16 protein-coding genes are annotated in these 23,147 nt (G+C 67.4%); 9 read left to right on the top strand and 7 right to left on the bottom strand.

What is annotated here, in order from left to right; all coding sequences use genetic code 11:
• Positions 1–6: 6 nt before the first annotated feature.
• Positions 7–3,600: a Dyp-type peroxidase gene (locus tag OOB33_RS04995; protein ID WP_271007896.1), complete on the bottom strand. Its 3,594-nt coding sequence runs from the start codon at positions 3,598–3,600 to the stop codon at positions 7–9.
• Between the two features lie 387 nt (positions 3,601–3,987).
• On the opposite strand from OOB33_RS04995, the gene OOB33_RS04990 reads away from it, so the two are divergent.
• Positions 3,988–4,173, top strand: a complete 186-nt coding sequence (locus tag OOB33_RS04990) for a hypothetical protein (RefSeq protein ID WP_102768652.1) — start codon at positions 3,988–3,990, stop codon at positions 4,171–4,173.
• 2 nt (positions 4,174–4,175) lie between these two features.
• On the opposite strand, the gene OOB33_RS04985 is transcribed toward OOB33_RS04990, so the two are convergent.
• Positions 4,176–5,450, bottom strand: coding sequence for an MFS transporter (locus OOB33_RS04985; RefSeq protein ID WP_271007895.1), 1,275 nt, complete (start codon positions 5,448–5,450; stop codon positions 4,176–4,178).
• A gap of 70 nt (positions 5,451–5,520) precedes the next feature.
• Between OOB33_RS04985 and OOB33_RS04980 the strand changes: the two genes are divergently transcribed.
• Positions 5,521–7,557 carry a hypothetical protein gene (locus tag OOB33_RS04980; RefSeq protein WP_271007894.1) on the top strand — a complete coding sequence of 679 codons (2,037 nt, stop codon included), beginning with the start codon at positions 5,521–5,523 and terminating at the stop codon, positions 7,555–7,557.
• A gap of 12 nt (positions 7,558–7,569) precedes the next feature.
• On the opposite strand, the gene OOB33_RS04975 is transcribed toward OOB33_RS04980, so the two are convergent.
• Complete coding sequence (locus OOB33_RS04975; protein WP_271007893.1) at positions 7,570–8,397, bottom strand: MipA/OmpV family protein; 828 nt, start codon at positions 8,395–8,397, stop codon at positions 7,570–7,572.
• Between the two features lie 310 nt (positions 8,398–8,707).
• Between OOB33_RS04975 and OOB33_RS04970 the strand changes: the two genes are divergently transcribed.
• The 4 genes from OOB33_RS04970 to OOB33_RS04955 are packed head-to-tail and all read left to right on the top strand — an operon-like array spanning position 8,708 to position 11,914.
• On the top strand, positions 8,708–9,454 hold the full coding sequence (locus OOB33_RS04970) for a TetR/AcrR family transcriptional regulator (RefSeq protein ID WP_102768656.1): 747 nt from the start codon (positions 8,708–8,710) through the stop codon (positions 9,452–9,454).
• Positions 9,451–9,888, top strand: coding sequence for a hypothetical protein (locus OOB33_RS04965; RefSeq protein WP_102768657.1), 438 nt, complete (start codon positions 9,451–9,453; stop codon positions 9,886–9,888). Before OOB33_RS04970 ends, OOB33_RS04965 begins: the two co-directional genes overlap by 4 nt.
• On the top strand, positions 9,888–11,225 hold the full coding sequence (locus tag OOB33_RS04960) for an ABC1 kinase family protein (RefSeq protein ID WP_271007892.1): 1,338 nt from the start codon (positions 9,888–9,890) through the stop codon (positions 11,223–11,225). Before OOB33_RS04965 ends, OOB33_RS04960 begins: the two co-directional genes overlap by 1 nt.
• Positions 11,222–11,914: a molybdopterin-dependent oxidoreductase gene (locus OOB33_RS04955; RefSeq protein WP_271007891.1), complete on the top strand. Its 693-nt coding sequence runs from the start codon at positions 11,222–11,224 to the stop codon at positions 11,912–11,914. The genes OOB33_RS04960 and OOB33_RS04955 overlap by 4 nt, the downstream gene beginning before the upstream one ends.
• A gap of 84 nt (positions 11,915–11,998) precedes the next feature.
• On the opposite strand, the gene OOB33_RS04950 is transcribed toward OOB33_RS04955, so the two are convergent.
• From OOB33_RS04950 to OOB33_RS04935, 4 genes are all read right to left on the bottom strand, one after another.
• A complete protein-coding gene (locus OOB33_RS04950) occupies positions 11,999–12,955 on the bottom strand; it encodes a DUF3667 domain-containing protein (RefSeq protein ID WP_271007890.1) in 957 nt (318 codons plus the stop codon).
• Positions 12,956–12,962: 7 nt separating this feature from the next.
• Positions 12,963–14,681, bottom strand: a complete 1,719-nt coding sequence (locus OOB33_RS04945; protein ID WP_271007889.1) for an ABC transporter ATP-binding protein — start codon at positions 14,679–14,681, stop codon at positions 12,963–12,965.
• A 102-nt stretch (positions 14,682–14,783) separates the two neighbouring features.
• On the bottom strand, positions 14,784–15,836 hold the full coding sequence (locus OOB33_RS04940) for an ABC transporter permease (protein ID WP_102768662.1): 1,053 nt from the start codon (positions 15,834–15,836) through the stop codon (positions 14,784–14,786).
• 8 nt (positions 15,837–15,844) lie between these two features.
• Entirely contained in the window at positions 15,845–16,783 is a 939-nt protein-coding gene (locus OOB33_RS04935; RefSeq protein WP_102768663.1) for an ABC transporter permease, read from the bottom strand.
• Positions 16,784–17,187: 404 nt separating this feature from the next.
• Here OOB33_RS04935 and OOB33_RS04930 point away from each other — a divergent pair, with 404 nt between their 5' ends.
• From OOB33_RS04930 to OOB33_RS04920, 3 genes are all read left to right on the top strand, one after another.
• Complete coding sequence (locus OOB33_RS04930; RefSeq protein WP_271007888.1) at positions 17,188–19,077, top strand: ABC transporter substrate-binding protein; 1,890 nt, start codon at positions 17,188–17,190, stop codon at positions 19,075–19,077.
• 330 nt (positions 19,078–19,407) lie between these two features.
• Positions 19,408–21,243 carry an ABC transporter substrate-binding protein gene (locus tag OOB33_RS04925; protein ID WP_271007887.1) on the top strand — a complete coding sequence of 612 codons (1,836 nt, stop codon included), beginning with the start codon at positions 19,408–19,410 and terminating at the stop codon, positions 21,241–21,243.
• 16 nt (positions 21,244–21,259) lie between these two features.
• Positions 21,260–23,143: an ABC transporter substrate-binding protein gene (locus OOB33_RS04920; protein ID WP_243392814.1), complete on the top strand. Its 1,884-nt coding sequence runs from the start codon at positions 21,260–21,262 to the stop codon at positions 23,141–23,143.
• The last annotated feature ends 4 nt before the right edge of the window (positions 23,144–23,147 follow it).

The raw sequence follows: 23,147 nt of genomic DNA, 5'->3' as shown, positions 1-23,147 counted from the left end.
CAAGGATCAGCCCAACTGCACCGCCAACACCGTCGGCGACGGCGTCGCCCGCAGCACGCCGGCTTCCAGCAGGCCGGCGGCCACACCCAGCATCACGCCTACGGCCATGGCGTAGCCGGGGCAGGCGTGCAGGGGCGCGGGGTCGACGGCGTCATAACGGTCGCCGCCGAACATGATGGTGTGATCGCCCGGGTTCTGGGCAGCGCAGGAGACGATGCCGACGATGATCTTGTCGCCCTCCTGCACCTCGACACCGCGCAGATGGTGCGTCACGCGGGCGCGGCGCCAGACGGCGGCCGGCACCGGCTGACGCATCATGGTGGCGAGCAGGGTGGGCCGCAGGGTGGCCACGGCGCGCGCGTACACCTGATCGGCGGCCGCTGGCGCGCCGCCCAGCCAGTCCTGCTGCAAGTCCCAGAGCTTTTTGGTAACCACCCAGGCAGCCAGGCTGGAGACCTGGTTGCCATGCACGGTGGGCGGGAAGCCGAGCATGATGCCGGCCAGGGTGCGCGGGACGATGTCGGGATCGAGCTTGGCGGCTTCGCTCAGCGAGTCCTTGATGGCCTGGCTGATGGCCGGCAGGGCGGGGTTGGTCTCCAGCCATTCGCGCACAGCGCGCTGCAGGCCCTGGCCCTTGGCGCTGGCCACCTGCTCGACCACCGGGCCGGGCTGCGGGCCGAAGACATAGCGGGACACGGCGAAGAAGTCGCGCGGGCAGCGCGGCGCACTGTTGGCCGCACCGGGCACATAGCCGGTGCCCAGCATCTGCTGATCGTTGGGCAGGCCGAACCAGACGGTGCAAAGCTTGTCCAGCACCACTTCGGAGAGCTTCTCGATGTCCAGCAAGGCCTCCGATAGCTTCAAGCGGCGATTGCCGTCCTTCAGCTCCGCCAGGTACTTCTTGGCCGCCTTGTAGCTTTCGTCGAAGGCATGGTCCTCACTGATGCGCTCGATGGCCGTGTTGATGGCCGGCGCCTGCTCGCGGTGGCCGCTGTCCTCGTCCATGCCGAGGTAGCCCAGGCCGATGGAGCGCTGCATGCGCTCGCCATAGCCGCGCACCGAGTAGCGCTGCTGGCTGTCGCGGAAGACCTCGAGCACGGCCGCGGCCTCGCCGACCAGCACGCCGTAGGCGGTGCGCAGCACGCCACCGGGCTGGGCGCGCACATAGGCCCAGGCGGCGTCGCGGCTGCTGGCGTCTTCCAGCCATTGCTGCCAGGCGGCGGCGTTGTCCAGGGCCGGCGCACGCTGCGGCGCGGGCGCGGCGGCCGGCAGGGGCTGCTCGACCAGGGCCGGCAGATGGCGCAGGGCGGGCAGGGAGGGCACGAAGAAGTAAGCGCCCCATTGCAGCTCGACAAAAGGCTGGTCGCCCAGATCGAGGTGCACGCTGCGCGGGCCGGCTTCGGTCTGCTCCTCAAAGCGATAGACACGCGGCTTGCCCTGGGTGGCCACCGCCAGGAAGGGGTCGGCCTGCTCGGCCAGGCCGCCGCTGGCATTGCCGCCGGCGATCCAGCGCTGCAGGGTCTCGAACTGCTCGGCCAGATGGGCGTTGTAGGCCATGAAGATCAGGCCGCGGTCCTGTTCCTTCTCTTCGTCCTCGCGGGCCGGCTGCGCCAGGCTGCCGGTAGTGGCCGGGCCGTAGGACATGCCCCGGCGCAGCACGCGCGGCACCGCGCCCTCACGCGGGTTGACGCGGCGGATGTGGGCGTGGAAGGGGCAGGCGCTGCCCGCTGAATCCTGCTGGTAGGTGAAGGCATTGCTGGGGCCGCTGCCGGGCGCGGCCAGGGGCTCGCCATCCAGGCTGCGGCCCATCATCTTGGCCAGCACGCGCTGCGGGTCCAGTCCGTGGATCTGGGCTTGCTCCTGCACGCGGCGCTGCAGGCGGCCGACATGCTGGCGCAGCTTGCGCACGACCAGGAAGCTGCCCAGGTCGAGCAGGGCATCGGCCTTCTCGGGCACGGCATGGCGGTCGCGCGAGGTTGGGAAGCCCAGCACCACCTCGCCGCGCGGCACCGCGTCGGACCAGGGCTTGCCCGGGGCCGTGGGCGGGTTGGCCAGCGGGCCGCCGGCGCGCTGCGGGTCCACCTGGGGTTGGCTGATGCCGTCGATGAAGCCGAAGTTCTCGCGCGTGGCGCCGCTGCTCGGGTCGATATTGCGGCGCATGTCCTGCACGGCCAGCACCTGCAGGCCGCTGTCGCGCTCCAGGCTGGCGATTTCGGCATCCACCGTGGCTGCGTTCACACCGGCACCGAAGCGCAGCTGCACCACCAGGTGCACGGCATTGAGGTCCACACGCGCCGCCGGGCTGCTGCGTTCGGCCGCGCCGCGCGGCCAGTTGCGCTCGGGCAGCTTCCAGTAACGCGGGTGGTTGTGGCGCAGATCGCCGAGCACGCCGGCGCGCGCCTCCATGCCTTCCTGGAAAGCCTGAGGGAAGCGCGCCAGGCGCGAGGCCGGCACGCCCAGGGCGCGCAGCCCGGCCAGGCTTAGGGCCACATTGCGGTAGAAACCGCCGGCCGGGGCTTCACCGAGCAGGGTCTGTGCCTCGCTGCTGGGCTTGAACTGCTGGCTGAGCCAGGCCACCGCTTGGCTGCGATTGGCCACGCGCAGCAGCACCAGTGCGCCACCGACCAGATTGGGGTAGGCGCTGAGCATGCCGCCCTGGATGTCGGCATCACGGTAGGCCAGGGCGCGCGGCTTGACCTCGGGCTGGGGCGGCACGGTCTCGAACCAGGCCAGCATCTTGTAATGCGTGGCACGCAGGGCATAGCCGGCGGCCAGCAGAGGGTTGGCCTGCGCCTGCTCGGGCGTGGGCGGCAGCAGGGGGAAGCGCTTGAGGGTGTCCAGACCGCGCAGTTCGAACAGCACATCGCGGGTGGCGCGCAGCAGGCAATAGCCATCCGGCGCGCTGGGCAGGAAATAGCGCTCCAGCGAGTACAGCGCCGCCAGCGCCGGCAGGCCGCGCACCGCCATGTCGAAGGCCGCACGCGGCTCGCTGGGCAGGGGCTTGCTCTCGCCTGGCAGCGGCCGGCGCAGCCGGGTCACGGCCAGATCGCCACCCTCGGGATGCAGGCGGCTTTGGCGCTCCAGCTCGGCCAGGTAGTCGTGGTCGCCGCAGCTGCGGCCCGATTCCAGGTAGAGGAAATCGGCCGAGAACTCGTTGGCGCGCACCCACTCGATATAGCGCTCGAACGAAGTCTCGCGCGAGAGGCGGTAGCCCTCGCAGTGGCAGAGCATCAGGTCCAGCATGCTGCCCAAGTCATCCCAGATGACGCGCATATACGGCTCCCAGCCGCCGTCGAAACAGACATTGAGCAGGAATTTGTGCGGCGTGCCCTCGGCATCGATGCCCGGGCGCGGCTCGACGATGGCCCAGCGGAAGGAATGGACGATGCGGAAGCGGCTGACCACGTCGGTGAACAGCTCGGGCGTCTCGCTCGATTCGCGCGCCGACTGGCGCAAGGCGTTCAGCGTCTTGAGCACACGGCGCAGGCGCTCTAGGTGGGTGATGGTCTCGAAGGCGTTGACGAAACCGGGCTTGATGGGCGTGAGCAGGCACAGATCGGTGATGCCCTGCAACTGGGTGTCTTGGCGGCTGGCTGGCATATTGGAAAGCTCCCTCGGTGAATATGTCGCGAGGCACAGCGTCCCCGCAGCACACGACGGCGTGATGACAGCCACGGCCGAGGTGCGCCGCCGACCATAGTGGCTGGCCGCCGTTCTGTCCTCGGGATTTCTAGGGATTCGCGGCCGGCTGAAGTGGGTTCAAGCCCGCTTTTCGTCGCCCTGGATGGCGATTCGCGCGCTCCGGCCTGCAGCTCGTCGCCCGAGCCTGGAAAGGCCCGGCGAGATTGCCGACACTTCAACCATCGATACACAGCGCCCCCAAGCTGCCACTGCGTGTCAGCCCCCCCCGAGGGGGCGGTCAAGCAAGTTCGGGAGCGGCCCTTCACGTGCTTGAGAGGACCCACCCTCACCAAGGAGATCTGCATCATGGACACCCGCAACACCAGCCTTCTGACCACCTTGTTGACCGCCCTGGGCGCCGTCGCCGCCTCCGCGGTGCTGGCCCTGAGCCAGGCCGAACCGGCCGCGCAGCAAGAGCAAGGTCAGCCGTCGCTGCGTGTCAGCGGCAGCGTCGAGCTCAGCCAGAGCCTGCTGCCCGTGACCAAGAGCTGATCTCAGCGAAACAGCTGCGGGTGCTGACGCGCGTACCAGCCCTCGGCCTGCTCATGCGGCAGGTTGAGGAAATCGCGGTAGCCCGGCACCCAGCGATAGGCCAGACCGACCAGGAACAGGCCCAGGCCGAACAGCAGGTAGATCCGGTCCACGCCCAGGCGCAGCAAGCCCAGGCCGGCAAGACCTGGCCCCAGCACCCCAGCGATGTGCATGACCATGAGATTCACCGCCATCAGCCGTGATCGATACGCCTGTGGAATGGCCAACATGCGGTGGGTGTGACCCACCAACTGCACGGTAGCAATGCAGGCCCCAAGCACGGCAAAGCAGAGCACGATCACCAGCCCCTGGTGGCTCACTCCAATGACGGCCATGCACAAGCCCTCGACCAAGATGGCCGTTAGGCTGGCCCTGAAACGACCCATGCGCTCAGCCAGCCAAACCGCCCCACCAAGCGAGCCCAACAACATGCCGGCCGACAGGCCCGCCTCGCAGGCGCCCAGCCAGGCCCCGGACAAGCCCAGGGACTGCACCTTCAAAGGCACCAGCATGCCGATGGCCGGGCCGAAGAACACCATCACCAGAAACGACACGGTGGTCCAGCCGCGCTCCAGCGGCATCTTCCATTTGGCCGCCAAGCCGGCACGCAGCTCGCGCAGCCAGTGGCGGGCATGGGCTTGGGGGCGCAGGGCCGGTGTCTGCACGCGCCAGGCCAGGGCCGCAGCCAGCGCCAGCAGCACGGCATGCAACCACAGCGCTGCCGCCGTGCCGGCCAGGGCCAGCACTGCGCCACCAAGGGCCGGGCCCAGCAAGCGGCCGATCGCCTGCGCGCTCTTCTGCAGGCCCAGGCCTTCGGTCAGCTGGCTGGGCGGCAGCAGCTCCGCGACGATGCTGAAGGAGGCCGGCATGATGGCCGCCATCGCCACCACCGACAGCAATTCCAGCGCCATGACCCAGTGCAGCCGATAGAACCCGGCTTGGGCCAGCGAGGCGAGCAGCAGGGCTTCGAGCGCCATCAAAGCCAGGCCCGCCGAGATCAGGAGCTTTTTGTCCAGCCGGTCGCCCAGCGGTGACAGCAAAGGCAGGGCCAGGCAAGAGCCCAGCGCCAGGCCGCCGGCAAACAGGGCCAGGTGCGCGGCACCGCCCTCATGCGCCACCCACCAGGGTGTGGCCACGCGCCCGACCATCAGCGACAACAACATCAGGGAATCACTGATCAGCAAGAGGCGGAAGGGCCCGCTGAAGGCAGCTAGGCGTCGGGCGGTCGCTTGTAACATCGCGCCAGTTTGACACGCGGGGCCGGCGCGGCCGTGACCCCGAGGCCGCCAACTTGGACCACGCCACGCCATGCCCCAACGCCCGATTCACACGGATTCGCACCGCCGCGCTTTCTTCGCCGCCACGGGCGGCATGGCCCTGGTGCTGGCCGCCCTGCTGGCGGGCTGCGGCGGCGGTGGGGGCGGTGGGGGCGGCGGTGACAGCCCGCCTACCCCAGTGCAGCCGGTGCCGCCGGTGGCCGAGGTGCCGCCGCTGAGCAGCCAGTGCCAGAGCAACTCGGTCGCCCGCCTGGCCCAGCCGGCCACGCTGCAGGCCGGGCGCAACCAGGAGCTGAGCCTCCTGGCCTGCCCCGGCCACCGCCTGAGCCAGCTGCGCTGGGAACAAAAGGAGGGCGCGGCCCTGGCCACCCTGTCCGCGCGCTCGCAGGCGCTAACGCTCGAACCCGGCGCCGCCGGCAGCCACCGTTTCGATCTCAGCTACCAGGATGAGCTGGGCCGCAGCCACAGCGCCAGCCTGCCGCTGACCGTGGCGGCCGACGCCAACCCGGCGGCCTTGCGCGCGGTGCTGCGCGGCGAGCCCAGCGTTTACGCCGGCGGCAAGTTCTCGCTGCGCGCCTGGCTGCCCGGCTTGAGTGAAACAGAGCTGGCCGCCGCCAGCTGGCGCTGGGAACAGCTGGAAGGGCCGACACTGAACCTCAGCGGCGCCAGCGGCGCGCGCTTGGTGGCCTCGGCGCCAGCCGCCAGCAGCGACACGCTGCTGCGCCTGCGCGCCAGTGCCGATCTCGGCGACGGCCGCAGCGCCAGCGGCGAGTTCAGCCTGCTGGTGCAGGCCCTGCCACCGCTGCCGGCCAACCCCCTGTTCGGCAGCGACGAGACCCCCAGCCGCGTCTACCCCTACAAAGCCAGCAGCCCCCGGGCCGCTGCCTTGAGCGAGTGCATCTACCACCCGGGCCTGAGCTCCAGCAACCCCAACAACCTCTGCACCCTGAGCAAGCTGCCCCTGCTGGGCAGTGTCGGCAGCAACGGCACGCCGACCGTGGACGAGATCATGGACCGCGTGCTGGTCTCCAACGACTGGATGGGTGCCAACTTCGAGCGCTTTCTGCGCGAGCAGGATGTGCATGGCGATTTCCGCCGCATGCTGGCCTCGGTGACGGCCGTGGTGATCGGGGGGCGGGTCCGCCCGGCGTTCTACTGGAGCGCCACCGGCGCCATCTACCTGGACGCCGCCAACCTCTGGCTGACACCCGAGCAGCGCGACACGGTCAGCGAGACACCGGACCCGCGCAGCGACAACGGTGCCTTGCTCAACTACGCCAGCCCCTGGCGTTATGTGAAGGACAACCGCCACGCGATCACCAGCCTGGCCGTGGCCAAGCGCGCCTCACGCAGCCTGGAGGATGTGCAGAACGCGCTCGGCTCGCTGCTGTACCACGAGCTCAGCCATGCCGGCGATTTCCTGCCGCCGCGCGTGCATGCCAGCCTGCTGGGCAGCAGCAGCCGGGTCTACGAAGCCATCCCGGCCCTGACCGCCTCGGAGCAGCTGAACCAGCGCTACCCCTTCTTCTCGCTGGAAATGCGCGGCCTGGCACGCGTGCTGTCCTACGGCGACGCACCCACCGCCACCCAGATCGGCTACCAGCCGCTCGACGTGGTGCGCTTCTTCAGCCAGGACCGGGTCAACGACGACTACAGCTACTCCGTCGCCAGCGGCGCCGCCTTCTCGCGCGAGGACACGGCCATGCTGATCGAAGAGGCGCTGATGCAGCGCCGCCTGGGTGTCTGGCGCGATTACGCCATCACCAACAAGCTCGAGCCCGGCGCCAACAGCGCCGACCTGACCGTCGTCTGGGGCCAGCGCGGGCGCATTGGCGAAGCGGCCATCCGGCCGCGGCTGCAGCTGGTGCTGGCCGAGATCATGCCCTGGCTGCCGGCCGATTTCGCCGATGGCCTAGGCGCACCGCTGGCCCTGCGCACCGGCAGCAGCTGGGGTGCCAACCTCGACCAGGCCGCCCTGCAGGCCGGCAAGATCAAGCCGCTGAGCGCCCAGCAGCGTTACAACGAGCAGGAGCAGACCACACGCGCCCTGCTGCGCGGCCATCGCTGACGCCCCATCTCATCAGAAGGTGTAGCCCAGGCCGACCAGCACGGTCGGTGCGCCCTTGCGCTCGACCAGCGGGCTCTTGGCCGCATCGCCGAGCACGCGGTGGTAGCTGGCATTGGCCATCAGGCTCATGGAATCGCTGAGCTTGTAGCGGGCCGAAAGGCCGAGGTCGGCGCCGTAGAGGCCGGCCTTGGGGTGGAACTCCTTGAACGAGGTGGCTGCCGCCTGGGCGGCGCTCACGCCGTAGTAGGACTGCAGATAGCGCTTGTCGGCAAAACCGAGCGACACCTCGGCGCCCAGCTCCAGCGGGCCGCTGGCCAGCAAGGGCAGGCTGCTGCCAATGCTGGCCAGGGTGCCGCCGTGGCCCTTCTTGCCCAGCGCCGTCTTGAGCTCGAAGTTCAAAGGCAGGCCCAGGCCGCTCCAGCTGCCAGCCACGCCCAGCTCGCCACTGGCCTTGATCTTGCCCATGCCGCGCAGGCGGTCACTGCCGCTCTGGCCCAGAAAACCCTTGACCTTGTGGTCCTCACGGCCGGCGTCGACACCCAGGGTCAGCGCAAATTGAAAGTCAGGCTTCTCCACCGCCCAGTAGCGCAGGCCACCGAGGGTGGAGGCTTCGAAGGCGCCCTTGCGATAGCGCAGATCGGGCAGCAGCACGGCATGGCTGCGGCTTTCCTTGGCGCCGACGTACGTGGGGCTGTAGACGGCGCCGATGCCGATCAGGCCATGCAAGCCCTCGCTGGGCGACGACGATTCGGCGGCCTGCGCGCCGAGGCCGGACAAGGCCAGCACGGCGAGGGCCAGCGTGGCCTTGAGGTTGAGATGATGGGTCTTGACTGGGTTCATGGTGGGCGGAAGCTTCGCTCGGGTTGATCGGTGCCGGACCGCTGCCCCATTAGGGCTGGCCGACCGGCAGGGCGCACTGTGCGTACTTGTCGCCGTCACCGCCACCGAACTCGGCGAAGCGCAGGCCCACGCACCGCGACGGCGCAGACCTCGGGCTGAGCAGCCAAATCACCCATGACCACCGGCACAGGTCCGCGTCAGGCATGCCTGGTCGCGGACGCAAGCCCCCGTTCTCAGCCGATTAAAGTTTTACGCTACACAATAAACTCGTGTAAATTCCAGATCAAAAGATAGTCAGTATTTATTAAACATGCGAACCAGCAAAACCCAGCAAGACAAAACCCGGCGCCTGCTGCTGCGCGTGGCCGTGGACCTGATGAGTCGCCAGGGCTTTGATGGCACGACCATGAAAGAGATCGCCCGTGCCGCCGAGCTCGGTGACGCCACCATCTACAAATACTTCCCCAGCAAAGAAAAGCTGGTGCTGGCGTACTTCGAACAGCAGGCAGGCGACGCGATTGCCCTGATGCAGAAGACCCGGGGACAGCAGGACTTCAGCCTGCAGGAGCGCCTGCAGCTGCTGCTGGACAGCCTGTTGGAGCTGTTGCTGGCCGACCGCGAGTTCGTCGCCATCGCTCACCGCCTGATCCAGGGCGCGCCGCTGTTGCTGCTCAGCCAGGACTTGCCCGGCAAGGCCAAGCTTCGCCAGGCCTTTGTGGAGATGCTGGAGCAGGCGGAGGTCTCCGCTGAGATCGCGCCCTGCGGCTTCAAGAACAGCCTGGCTGGCTTGATGGCCGATGCCGTCTACGGCCTGGTGGCCTACTGGCTGCGCGACGACTCCGAGGAGTTCGGCAACACCCACCAGCTGGTCGACCTGAGCCTGGGCGTGCTGGTCCTGGCTTTGCAAAGCGGCCTGATCAACAAGCTGCTCGATCTGGGCGGCTTTGTGCTGCGCAGCCAGTTGGCCAGGCTGTTGCAACACGGGCCGGGGGGCGGATTGCTGGAACTGCTGGCCCTGACCAAGCGCGGCCTGAGTGCCGGGGTGGCAGCGCGATGAGCGGGCTCAGCAACGGCTGGCTGCTGCTGGGTGGCCTGTTGAGCGCGATCGCCGCAGCTTTGCATGTGCTGATCGTGTTGGGCGGCCCGTCCTGGTATCGCTTTTTCGGCGCCGGCGAAGACCTGGCTCGCATGAGCGCAGCGGGGAGTTGGTGGCCGGCACTCCTGACCTGCGGCATTGCCATGGTGCTGGGTTTGTGGGCGCTCTACGCCCTGGCGGCCAGTGGGCTGCTGAGCCTCCAGCTGCCGTGGCCAAAGCTGGCACTGAGCTTGATCACCGCCATCTACTGCCTGCGCGGGATCGCCATCATTCCCCTGCGCATCTTTGCCCCAGAGCACAGCACGCCCTTCCTGGTTTGGAGCTCGCTCATCTGTCTGGCGTATGGTGTGGTGCACCTGATCGGCTTGCGCCAGGTCTGGGATCAGCTGCCTTGATGGCCAAAGCCCCTCGCACCAGCCGGCTGGCCCGAAGCGCCATCGCCGGCACCGCCGTGGCGCGCGCAGGGGTGGCCCACCTGAGCCACAAACTGAAGCCTCGAGTCCCAGCGACCAGCGCCGCGGACCCTCGTGCCCAGTTGGCACAGCAGACGCATGAGGCGGAGCTCGGCCGCATCCTGTTCGGGGCGCTGAATCAGCTCAAGGGCACGGCACTGAAAGCCGCTCAGTTGCTCAGCATGGAACTGGACTTGCTGCCCGAGGCGCTGCGCCAGGAGTTGAGCCGCGCGCAGTACCAGGTCTCGCCCTTGAACCGGGCGCTGGTGATCAAGCTCTTGCGCCAGGAGTTCGGTGCCGGGCCGGAGTCCTTGTTCGCCAGCTTCGAGGCGCAGGCTTTTGCTGCGGCCAGCCTGGGCCAGGTGCATGGCGCCACGCTGCAGGACGGGCGGGCGCTGGCGGTCAAACTGCAATACCCAGGCATGGCGGCCTCGGTCCACAGCGATCTGGCACTGCTGCGCCTGCTGCTGCGCAGCGTGGGCGGCATGGGCTCTGTCACGGCGCCTCGGCCCGAGGTCTTGGACACGGTGCTGGGCAGCATCGAGCAGACCCTGATTGAGGAGCTCGACTACCGGCGCGAGGCCCAGCAGCTGGAGTGGTTCCGCGATCGCTTGCAAGACTTGCCGGACCTGGTGCTGCCGCAAACCATCAACGCCTTGTGCAGCGCCCGCGTGCTGAGCATGGAACGCCTGCCGGGCTTGCATTTGAAGGAATGGCTGGCCACCGGGCCCAGCCAGGCGGAGCGCAATCGCCACGGCCAGACCTTGTTCGACCTGTTCATGCACAGCAGCTTCCGCCTGCACAGGCTGCAGGCCGACGCTCATGCCGGCAACTATCTCTTCATGCCCGACGGACGCCTGGGTTTGCTGGACTTCGGTTGCACCCGGGAGCTGCGACCGCAGTTCAGTGCGTCGCTGGCCGCCGCCTGGTGTGCCCTGCTGAGCCAACCGTGTGACAAGCCGGCCCTGCAGAAGGCCTACGAGACGCTGGGCTTGATCACACCGGGCCTGAATGCCGCTGATTTCGGCACTCGGCTGCTGCCGGCCTTGGCGCCCGTCCTGAACTGGCAGGTCAGGCCCTTCCGTGACGCCGAGTTCGATTTCGGCCAGCACCCGCCACCACCGCGACCCAGCGCCGAGCACCAGCGCATCGCCGTGAGCTATCTGCGGCAGATGGCCCCCGAGCTGCCCTTCTTCGACCGCGCCTACCTGGGCCTGCTGCAACTGCTGCGCCAGCTGGGCGCGCGGGTGCGCACCGGCAACCCATGGATCCACGGATGACCCAGACCTTGCCACCGGGCCAGCATCGGCGGCTCGACTTCCCCCGCTTCGGCCTGCTGCGTTTCGCGCAGCGCATGCCTACCCAGGCACCGCCGCTGCGGCTGCGGGTCTGCGGCCTCGTCAGGAAAGAACTGTGGCTCGACGCGGCCGCCTGGGCCGGCCTGCAGCGCGTGACGCTGCAATGCGACTTCCACTGCGTCACCGGCTGGTCCAGCGCAGGGCTGAGCTGGAGCGGGGTGCGCATGCGCGATGTGTACCAAGCCCTGATCCAAGCGCAGGCTGAGCCGGACGATCAGGTCGCCTACGTCCTCATGAGGGGCAGCGATGGCGCTCGTGCCTGCCTGCCGCTGGCCGATCTGCTGGCCGAAGATGTGCTGCTCGCCGACCAGCTGAACGGGCAGGCCCTGGGCCTGGACCATGGGGCACCGCTGCGCCTGGTGGCGCCGGCTCACTACGGCTACAAAAGCGTCAAACATCTGGAGCGCCTGGAGTTCTGCCGCGACCTGAGCCGCTACCGAAGCAGCGCCTGGCGCTTCATGGACCATCCACGCGCCCGGGTGGCCCATGAAGAACGCGGACGCTGGCTGCCCGGCTGGCTTCTGCGCTGGCTGTACCGGCCCCTGGTCACGTTCACAGTGCGGCGCTTTGCCAAGGCCGGCACGGCGGATCGCCTGGCGAAGCACGGTTGAACCCAGCTTCACAGACCGAGGCGATGCGCTCATGACATCAAACACGGACAGCGACTGGTCCATGCTGCGTCGACCGTCGCAGGCTCACGCCACCGTGAGCATGGAGCCGTACAACATCAAGACGAGCGCGCCGATCAGGCAGGTGGTGTAGCCCAGGCCCACGAAAGCACTGCGCAAGGCGCGCGACCAGAATGCGCCACCGTAAACCCGGCGCTCGGCCTGCACACCGTGCCAAGCCAGCGGCAGCAGCACCAGGAGCGAACCACCGCCACTGGGCATCAGCAAGGCCAGGGGCACCAGCAAGAAAACAATGCAGTGCACATGGGTGGCATAGACCAGATGGGCGATATAGCGCTGCGGCCGTCCTGGCATGGGCACCCGATAGTGGCGATGCGCCAGCTGCAAGAGGGCGGCATACAGCGGCAGCATGGCCACCAAGGCGTAGGAGCCATAGCGCAGCAAACCCTCGCTCAGCACGCGAGCACGCTGGGCCTGGGGCAGGGTGCGGAAATGCGCCAGCCGCTGCAGCGCCCGCGCCTGGACCGGATGGTCCGCGTGACGCAGCAGCCAGGGCTGGAGGTGATCGACCAGGCTGAGGGTCCAATCGTGCGTCCCGGAGCTGCCGGCGGCCTGGGGCTGGGTCTGCGGCGCCGAGCGGGCCGCGGGGCTCTGGAGCAAGACCGGCTCCGAGCCGAACTTCAGGGCCGCGAACATCAGCACCGAAAGCGCGAAAAACAATCGGCCCGGGCGCACATAGTGTTTGCGCCGGCCGTTCAAGTACTCGACCGTCAGCTGGCCCGGGCGAAACACCAGCAGGAACAAGCTGCGCCAGAGCCGGCCATCCACGGCCAGCAGGCGGCCGGTGGCTTCGCCGACAAACTCCCGCAGCGTGGGCAGCTCGACCCGGGTCTCCTGGCCGCATTGGGCGCAAAAAAGCCCGCTGACCTCGGCGCCGCAGTTGCGGCAGCGGGTGAGCGGGCGGGCATCGCTGGCGGCCGCCCCCGGGCCGGCCTCGGCCGAAGGGGCGGTGCCGGGCTGCATCGCCTCCTCAGGCGGCGGCGGCCGAGACCGGGGCCTCGCCCTGGTAGCCGCGCGGCACCGCGCCGAGCAGGCGGCGGGTGTACTCCTGCTGCGGGGCATCGAGCAGGGCCTGGGTCTCGTTCTGCTCGACCACATCGCCGTTCTGCATCACCAGCACCTCGTCGGAGATGAACTTCACCACCGCCAGGTCATGGCTGATGAAGACATAGCTGAGGCCGAACTCGTCCTGCAGGTCCTTGAGCAGATTGAGCACCTGGGCCTGCACCGACACGTCCAGCGCCGACACGGCTTCGTCCAGCACCAGCACCTCGGGGTTGAGGGTCAGGCAGCGGGCGATGGCAATGCGCTGACGCTGGCCGCCCGAGAACTCGTGCGGGTACTTGTTCAGCACGGTGTCGTCCAGGCCCACCTTCTTGAGCAGGGCGCTGGCGCGGGCCAGGCGCTCCTCGTGGTCCTTGCCGATCTTGTGGATCTCCATCGGTTCGACCAGGGTCTGGCCGATGGTGAAGCGCGGGTTCAGCGAGGCATACGGGTTTTGGAACACCACCTGGATGCGGCGGCGCATCTTCTGCCAGTCGTTGCCGCTCATCTTGAGCAGATCCTTGCCCTCGAACAGCACCTCGCCGCCGGTGGGCTCGTGCAAGCGCAGCAGGGTCAGGCCCATGGTGGTCTTGCCGGAGCCGGACTCGCCCACCACGCCCAGGGTGTAGCCCTTGCGCAGCTTGAAGCTGACCTGCTTGACGGCCTTGAACTCCTTCTTGCTGAACAGACCGGCCTTGAAATAAAAGCTCTTCTGCAGGCCGCGCGCTTCCAGGATGACCGGGGCGTTGGGGTCCTTGGCCTTGCCCACGGCCTGGGCGCGGACCTCGCCCTTTTGTGCGGCGATGTGGTCGTCGATGACCATCAGGCGCACCGGGTTCTCGCTCAGCGAGGGGCGGCAGGCCAGCAAGGCCTTGGTGTAGCTGTCTTGCGGGGCGTTGAAGATCTCGGCCACCGAGGCCTTCTCGCGGATCTCGCCGTGGCGCATCACCACCACCTGGTCGGAGATCTCGCCCACCACGCCCAGATCGTGCGAGATGAACAAGAGGCTCATCTTGTGCGTCTCTTTGAGCTTGGCCATCAGCTCCATAACCTGGCGCTGGATGGTCACGTCGAGCGCCGTGGTCGGCTCGTCGGCGATCAAGAGCTTGGGGCTGCAGGCCAGGGCCACGGCAATCATCACGCGCTGCTGCTGGCCGCCGGACATCTCGTGCGGGTAGGCCTTGAGGCGGCGCTTGGGCTCGGGGATGCCCACTTCGTTGAGCAGTTCCTCAGCGCGCGTCAGGGCCTGCTTCTTGCTCATGCCCATGTGCTTGATCAGGGGCTCCATGATCTGGTCGGCCACGGTGAAGACCGGGTTCAGCGAGGTCATGGGGTCCTGGAACACGCAAGCGATGTCGCGGCCACGGATGGCTTGCAGCTCGGGCAGCGAGGTCTGCAGCAGGTCACGGCCCTGGAACAGGATCTTGCCCTGGCGCTCGGCATTGCTGGGCAACAGGTTGAGGATGGACATGGCCGTGACCGACTTGCCCGAGCCCGACTCGCCCACCAGGGCCACGGTCGAGTTCTCGGGAATGTCGAAGCTGATGCCCTTGACGGCCAGCGCGCGTTGCATCTGGCCGTTCACCTTGCCCATGCGGAAGGCGACCTTGAGGTCTTGAATGCTCAGCAACATAAATGCTTTCATGGAGGATCGGTGTTCACTTCGTTCACACCGACCGACAAATACCTAACAGCTACAGTCACTTGGGGTCGGAGCTTGCCGAGTACGGCAAGGTCCAACCCACAATTACTCTAGCCCTCGCAACTTCGGATCCAGCGCATCGCGCAAGGCATCGGTGAACAGCGCAAAGGCCGTCACGAACACCGCCATCAGGGCGGTCACGGCCGCCAGCTGCCACCAGTAGCCGAGGATCAGCTCGCTCTGGGATTCGCTCAGCATGGTGCCCCAGGAGACCTGGTCCACGCCCACACCCAGGCCCAGATAGGACAGGATGACCTCGCTCTTGATGAAGCTCACCACATGCAGGCTCAGCTGCACCAGGGCCACGTGCGAGACATTGGGCAGGATGTGCTTGAACATGCGCGAGTAGCGCGAGGCGCCGATGGCCTCGGCCGAGCGCACGTACTCGCGTACCGAGTGCTTCATGAACTCGGCACGGATCAGGCGGTAGATGCCAGGCCAGCCGGCCAGGCCCAGAATCATCACCACCGACATCACGCCCTTGCCGAAGATCACGGCGAAGGCAAAGATCAGCAGGATGCTGGGGATGGCGGTGAAGACGTTGTAGAGCCACTCGAGAAAGTCGCCGATCTTGCCGCCGAAGAAGCCCGAGATCGCGCCCAGCACCGTGCCGATGATGGTGGCCACCACGGCCGCCAGCACGCCCACCAGGATGGACACTTCCGCGCCCTTGATCACCTTGGCCAGCACATCGCGGCCCAGGCGGTCGCCGCCCAGGGGCAGGGTCTCGGCCTTGACCACCTCTTCGGTCTTGAACTGGCTGGCGCGCTCTTCCCATTCCTTGTACTTGGGCGCCAGGGGGTCGATGTCGCTGAGGTCGACATTGGGGCCCTTGGGCTGGGCGATCACGCCAGTGGCCTCGGCCGGGGCCGGGCCCATGAAGGTCGGCGGCGCATTGGGCACGCCCACTTCCTTCTGCCAGTTCTTGGCCAGCAGGCCGCTGGCCGAGGCGATCACCATCAAGAGGAAGACCGCGACGATGGCCATGGAGACCATGCCCACCTTGTCAGCCTTCAGGCGGCGCCAGGAAGCGGCCCACACGCCTTCAGATTTCTGCGCCTTGTTGTTGCCGGATGCGGCGGGGGTCGGAGAAGACATCACTGCACTCATTTCAGCACCACGCGCGGGTCGACCAGCTTGTACAGCACGTCGGTGATCAGGTTCACCACCATGGTCAGGAAGGCGATGTAGATGGCAAAGGCCTGGATGACCGGGTAGTCGCTGCGGTTCACAGCCAGCAGGATCTCGCGGCCCAGCCCCGGGATGGAGAAGAACACCTCGAGCAGGAAGCTGCCGACGAACACGCCCGGCAGGGCCACCGAGATATTGGTCATGATGGGGATCATGGCGTTGCGCAGCACATGCTTGAGCAGGATGGTGCGCTCGGTCATGCCCTTGGCGCGCGCGGTGCGCACATAGTCATGGCCGATCTCGTCGAGGAAGAAGGTGCGATAGAGGCGGGTGTAGGGCGCAATCGCCACCGCCACGGCCACCATGATGGGCAGGGGCGCGTAGGTGGTGAGGTTGGTCCAGACGCTGTCGGTCCAGCCCTGCACCGGGAACCAGCCCAGGCGGAAGGCGAACACATACTGGCCCACGATCACGTAAACCAGCAGCGAGATCGACACCGCCACCGTGCTCAGGATCATGACCGTGCGGTCGGTCAGGCTGCCGCGCACGGCGGCCACGGCCAGGGCGAAGGGAATGGCCAGCGAGACTTCCAGGATCAGGATGGGCAGCATCACCGTCAGCGTGGCCGGCAGGCGGCTGCTGAACAGATTCGCGACCGATTCATTGGTCGCCCAGCTCTTGCCCCAGTCGAAGGTGACGATCTGCTTGATGAAGATCCAGAGCTGTTCCCAGACCGGCTTGTTCAGGCCCAGCTGTTCGCGGATCGCGTCGATCTGCTCGGGGCTGGCGTTGAGGCCACCCATGATTTCAGCGGGATCGCCGCCAAAGTACTTGAAGAGAAAGAACACCAGCAGCACGACGCCGAGCAGAGTCGGAATCATTTGCCACAAGCGCCTGAGCAGGTATGCCGCCATTGCTGTCGGGCTCCAGTTAACGCGTCGTCGGTTGGACAAAAGAAACCCCGCACGCGGGTGGCGGACGGGGTTTGCGGGAAAAGTTGCGCGAGTCTAAGCGAAGCCAGGGCCGGTTTTCACGGCATTTGCCCTGAGCGCCCCATGGATTGGGGCTTTTGCTGGTCAGCCGTCTCAGGGCGCGCGCGCACAGCGCCCGCGGGAGCTGGGCGAAAATTGCAGCAACTGATGCACGATCTGCATGACCCCGCTGTGACGCCGGATCGCCCACAGGCCCTAGACTCCGCAACTTTGCGCGCGCCCTCGTCTGTCACCCTGCCCGATCCCGGCATGCGACGCGCCCGACGATGCCCCCTGGGCGCTCTGGGTGATCCCCTGGCGCCCCGAGACCTTTACTGAGCATGACCATGAGCCACCTGCCACGCCCGACCTTCTCGCCCCTGGCCCGCCCCGCCGCCGTCCGTCGCGCCCTGATCGGCCTGAGCCTGGCCATGGCCGGTGCCACCGGCCTGCCCGTCTGGGCCGCCCCAGATGCCGGCGCCGCTGAAGGCAAAGCGGCAGCCACACCCAAGGTGCTGCGCTATGCCTTCCGGGTTGCCGAAACCGGCTTCGATCCGGCGCAGATCAGCGACACCTATTCCAAGACCGTGGCCGCCGGCATCTTCGATGCGCCCCTGAAGTTCGAGTACCTGGCCAAACCGGCCAAGCTGGTGCCCAACACCGTGGTGGCCATGCCCGAGATCTCGGCCGACTTCAAGACCCTGACTTTTGAAGTGAAGCCCGGCATCTACTTCAACGATGACCCGGCCTTCAAGGGAGCCAAGCGCGAGCTGACCGCGGCCGACTACATCTACTCCATCAAGCGCCACTACGACCCGCAGTGGAAGAGCCCCAACCTCTACCTGCTGGAGAACGTCAAGATCCTCGGCCTCTCGGAGCTGCGCAAGGAGCTGATGGCGGCCAAGAAGCCTTTTGACTACGAGCGCCCGGTCGAAGGCCTGCAGCAGCTCAGCCGCTACAAATTCCAGATCAAGCTGGGCGTGGGCGACCCGCGCTTCATCAACCAGTTCGCTGACAGCGGCTTCCTCGGCGCCGTGGCGCGCGAGGTGGTCGAGGCCTATGCAGACAAGATCATGGAGCACCCGGTGGGCACGGGCGCCTGGCGCCTGGCCGAGTGGCGCCGCAGCTCGCGCATCGTGCTCGAGAAGAACCCCAACTACCGCGAAGAGTTCTACCAGGAGCAGCCGCCGGCCGACAAGCCCGAGCTGGCCGCGCAAGTGCGTGCCTTGCAGGGCCGACGCCTGCCCATGATCGACCGGGTGGAGATCGCCATCATCGAAGAGACGCAGCCGCGCTGGTTGTCCTTCCTCGGCAACGAGGCCGAGATCCTGCCCGAGCTGCCCTTCGAGTTCGCCGGCATCGCCATCCCCAACAACAAGCTCGCACCCAGCCTGGCCAAGCGGGGCGTGCAGATGACACGCTTCGTCTACCCCGAGATCGCGTTCTCCTACTTCAATATGGAAGACGCGACCGTGGGCGGCTACACGCCCGAGAAGATCGCGCTGCGCCGCGCCATCTCCCTGGGCATGGATGTGAACAAGCAGATCCGCATCGCCCGCCGCGGCCAGGGCATTCCGGCCCAGGGCCCGTCCATCCCCGGCGTGTTCGGCCATGACCCGAACTTCAAGTCGGAGATGAGCGAGTACAACCTGGCCAAGGCCAAGGCCTTGCTCGACCTCTACGGCTACATCGACAAGGACGGCGACGGCTGGCGCGACATGCCCGACGGCTCGCCCCTGCGCATCGAATACGCCACCCAGCCCAACACCGACAGCCGCCAGCTGGTCGAGCTCTGGAACAAGGGCATGGACGCGCTGCACATCAAGATGACGTTCAAGACCGCCAAATGGCCGGAGAACCTCAAATCCGCCAATGCAGGCAAGCTGCAGATGTGGGGCGTCAGCTGGGTCGCCTCGACCCCGGACAACGACACCTTCCTGGCGCTCGGCGACGGCCGCGCCAAGGGCAAGGCCAACAAGGCCCGCTTCGATCTGCCGGCCTTCAACGAGCTCTACCAGAAGCAGAAGGCCCTGCCGGACGGCCCCGAGCGCCAGGCCGTGATGCGCGAGGCCCAGCGCCTGCTGATCGCCTACATGCCCTACAAGATGGACATCCACCGCATCTTCACCGACCTGGCCCAACCGTGGGTGATCGGCTACGAACGCAATGTCTTCGTCCGCACCTTCTGGAACTATGTGGACATCGATCTGGATCGTTTCCAGCGCGAGAACAAGTAAGCCAGGGAATGCGCCCGGGACCGAGGCCCGGCCCGCCGCCTTGGGGTTCGACTGCATGGTCGCCCCCAGCTATTGGCACTAGACTCCCACCCAGACCAGGACGATGAAGCGACTTGCTGTTTCGCTTCATCGTTCACCCCACCGAACGCGCCGCAGCCACAAGCTTGCCGGCGCGTTTGTTTGCCGAAGACGCGTTCGCATCGCGCCGCGCTGGGTGACATATGCGGGATTCTGGGCACACCGGTTGCGACCGGCCAGCCCCGAGACCCGCGCGTCGCCGCAGGCGGTCGATTCCAAGAGACGACAGCGGCGAGGACTGAGGAGACGCGAATGTTGTGGAAACGCCTGCCCGCGAGTACGCGGCGGCTTGTGCAGGCCCTGACCGCCGGCCTGCTCGGATGCAGTGCCGCACTGGCCGCGCCCGAGACGGGACCGGCCCATGTGCTGCGCATGGCCTTCCCGATCGCCGAGACCAGCCTGGACCCGGCCCAGATCAACGACGAGTACTCCAGCGAGATCGTCTCCAACATCTTCGAGTCGCCCCTGGTCTACGACTACCTGGCCCGGCCGGTTCAACTCAAGCCGCTGACGGCCGCCGCCCTGCCCGAGGTCAGCGCCGATTTCAAGCAGTTCACCCTGCGCATCAAGCCCGGCATCCATTTCGCGGCCGACCCGGCTTTCAAAGGCCTGAAACCGGGTGAAAAGCGCGAACTGGTGGCGGCCGACTATGCCTATGCCCTGAAGCGCCATTTCGACCCACGCCTGCGCAGCCCGCATTTCGCCAACCTGGAAAGCGAGCAAATCCTGGGTCTGGCGGCCCTGCGCGAGCGCAGCGTCAAGAGCGGCAAGCCCTTCGACTACGACGCCCCGGTCGAGGGCCTGCAAACACCGGACCGCTACACCCTGGTCATCAAGCTGGGCCGGCCCAGCCCGCGCTTCGCCCACCGCCTGGCCCAGCCCATGAGCCTGGCCCTGGCGCGCGAGGTGGTGGAAGCCTACGGCGACAACATCGGCGAGCACCCGGTGGGCACCGGGCCCTTTGTGCTCAAGGACTGGCGGCGCGCCTCGCGCCTGGTGCTGGAGCGCAACCCGGGCTTCCGCGAGGCCTTTTTCGACGAGAACCCGGCGCCCGATGACGCCGCCGCCCAGGCCGTGGCGCGTGAGCTCAAGGGCCGGCGCCTGCCCCTGGTGGACCGGGTCGAGCTGTCCATCGTCACCGAGAACCAGCCGCGCTGGCTGGCCTACCTGGGGGGCGATTTCGACTTCCTGGTCGTGCCGAATGAGTACGCAGCCTTGGCCGCTCCGGGAGGCCAACTGGCCCCGCACCTGGCCAAGCGGGGCATGCGCCTGCACCGCAATCTGCTCTCCGACGTGATCTTCAGTTACTTCAATATGGAGGATCCGGTCGTGGGCGGCTACACGCCGGAGAAAGTGGCGCTGCGCCGCGCCATCGGCCTGGGCTACGACAACGAAGAGGAAATCCGCTCAGTGCGGCGCGGCCAGGCGATTCCGGCGCAGAGCATCGTCACGCCCAACACCTTCGGCTACCAGGCGCAGTTCAAAACCGAGATGAGCGAGTACAAGCTGGCCAAGGCCCGGGCCCTGCTCGATCTCTACGGCTACACCGACAAGGACGGCGACGGCTGGCGCGACCTGCCCGACGGCAGCCCGCTGCGCCTGGAGTACCACACCCAGCCCGACAGCAACTCGCGCGCATTCAACGAGCTCTGGCGCAAGCACATGGCCGCGCTGCAGATCCAGATCGAGTTCAAGATCGCCAACTGGCCCGACAACATGAAGGCAGCCCGGGCCGGCCGCCTCATGATCTGGATGTTGAGCTGGACGGCCGATATGCCAGACGCCGATTCCCTGCTGGCCACCGCCTACGGCCCGGCCAAGGGCGAAGACAACCTCAGCCGCTTCAGCCTGCCCGAGTACGACCGCCTGGTGCAGCGCAGCCAGAGCATGGCCGACGGCCCGGAGCGCCAGGCGGTCATCCAGGAAGCCGAGCGCCTGCTGACCGCCTACATGCCGATGAAGGCCCATGTGCACCGCATCCGCCTTCGCCTGGCCCAGCCCTGGCTGAAGGGCTATCTGCCCCATCCTTTCCTGCAAGGCTTCTGGCGCTTCCTGGACAGCCAGCCGCCGGCCGGCAAGAAGTCCTGAAACGGTGGTGGGCACCGTGAATCGCCTCTCGACGCGGCGGCAGGCCCTGGCCGCTGTAGCTGGGCGTTGGGCCGCGCGGCTGCTCGGCGCCAGCTTGCTTCTGGCTGCGGCCGGGCCGCTGCGGGCTGCAACAGACGCGCCGAGCGAAGAGCCGCCTCGTGTGTTGCGCTACGCCTTCCGCATCGCCGAGACCGGCTTCGATCCGGCCAAGGTGCAGGACATCTATTCGCGCACCATCACCCAGCACATCTTCGAGTCGCTCTTCACCTACGACCATCTGGCCCGCCCGGTACGGCTCAAGCCGCTGACGGCGGCGGCGCTGCCCGAAGTCAGTGCGGACTTCAAGACCTGGACCATCCGCCTGCAGCCCGGCATCTACTTCGCCGACGACCCGGCCTTCAAAGGCCAGCGCCGTGAGCTGGTGGCGGCCGACTATGTCTACAGCTTCAAGCGCTTTGCCGACCCGCAGACCAACAGCCCCGCCTGGGACACGCTGGAAGAAAACCATGTGCTGGGTCTGAACGAGTACCGCGCCGAGCTGGAGCGCAGCAAGAAACCTTTCGATTACGAACGCCCGATCGAGGGCCTGCGCGCCCTGGACCGCTACACCTTGCAGATCCGCCTGGCGCGTTCGCGCCCGCGCTTCGACCAGACCCTGGCCGATGGCAGCCTGTTCGGCGCGGTGGCGCGCGAGGTGATCGAGGCCTACCCGGATCGCAGCATGGAGCACCCGGTCGGCACCGGGCCCTTCCGCCTGGCGGCCTGGCGGCGCAGCTCCTTGATCGTGCTGGAGCGCAACCCCGCTTACCGGGAGCGTTACTACGACGCCCAGCCGCGCATCGATGACAGCGAGGGTCAGGCCTTGCTCAATCGCTTCAAGGGCCGGCGCATCCCCATGATCGACCGGGTGGAGATTTCCATCATCGAGGAGAACCAGCCGCGCTGGCTGTCCTTCCTGAACGGCCAGTTCGATCTGATCGACCGCGTGCCCGAGGACTTCATCAACCAGGCCATGCCGGGCGGCCGCCTGGCGCCAGGCTTGGCCAAACGCGGCATCCAGGGCTACCAGGTGCTGACGGCCGATGTGCTGTTCACCGTCTTCAACCACGAAGACCCGGTGATCGGCGGCAACCAACCCGAACGCATCGCCCTGCGCCGCGCCATGGCCCTGGGCACCGATTCCGAGCGCGAGATCCGCGTGGTGCGGCGCGGCCAGGCGATTGCCGCGCAATCGCTGCTGATGCCCCACACCACCGGCTACGACCCGCGTTTCAAGAGCGAGGGCGGCGACCACGACCCGGCGCGCGCCCGCGCGCTGCTGGACCTGTACGGCTACCGCGACCGCGACGGCGACGGCTTCCGCGAGCAGCCCGATGGCAGCCCGCTGCAGCTGGTCAGCCTGAGCACGCCGGAGAGCTTCCAGCGCCAGATCGACGAGATCTGGCAGAAGGCCATGGCGCAGATCGGCATCCGCGTCGAGTTCAAGACCGGCAAATGGCCGGAGAACCTCAAGGCCATGCGGGCCGGTCGCTTCCAGATCTGGTCGCTGGCCATGTCGGCCGCTTCGCCGGACGGTCAGGATTCATTGGGCCTGTACTACAGCCCCCGCATCGGCGGCAGCAACTACGCGCGCTTCCGCCTGCCCGAGATGGACCGTCTGTACGAGAAGGCCAACAGCCTGCCCGACGGCCCCGAGCGCAGCGCGGTGTTCGCAGAGGCGAAACGCGTGGCGACAGCCTATGCCCCCTACCGCGCGCGCGGCCACCGCCTGCTGACCGACCTGGCTCAGCCGCAGCTGATCGGCTATCGCCGCCCACCGTTCTGGCTGAACTGGTGGGAGTATGTGGACATCGATCCTTCGGCCGCAGAACGTCGCCCCCTTTCGACCCCGAGCCCTTGACGCC

The sequence above is a fragment of the Paucibacter sp. B51 genome, from assembly GCF_027863535.1.
GTDB lineage: Bacteria > Pseudomonadota > Gammaproteobacteria > Burkholderiales > Burkholderiaceae_C > Paucibacter_A > Paucibacter_A aquatilis.
This window is presented reverse-complemented; position numbering and strand designations above follow the sequence as displayed.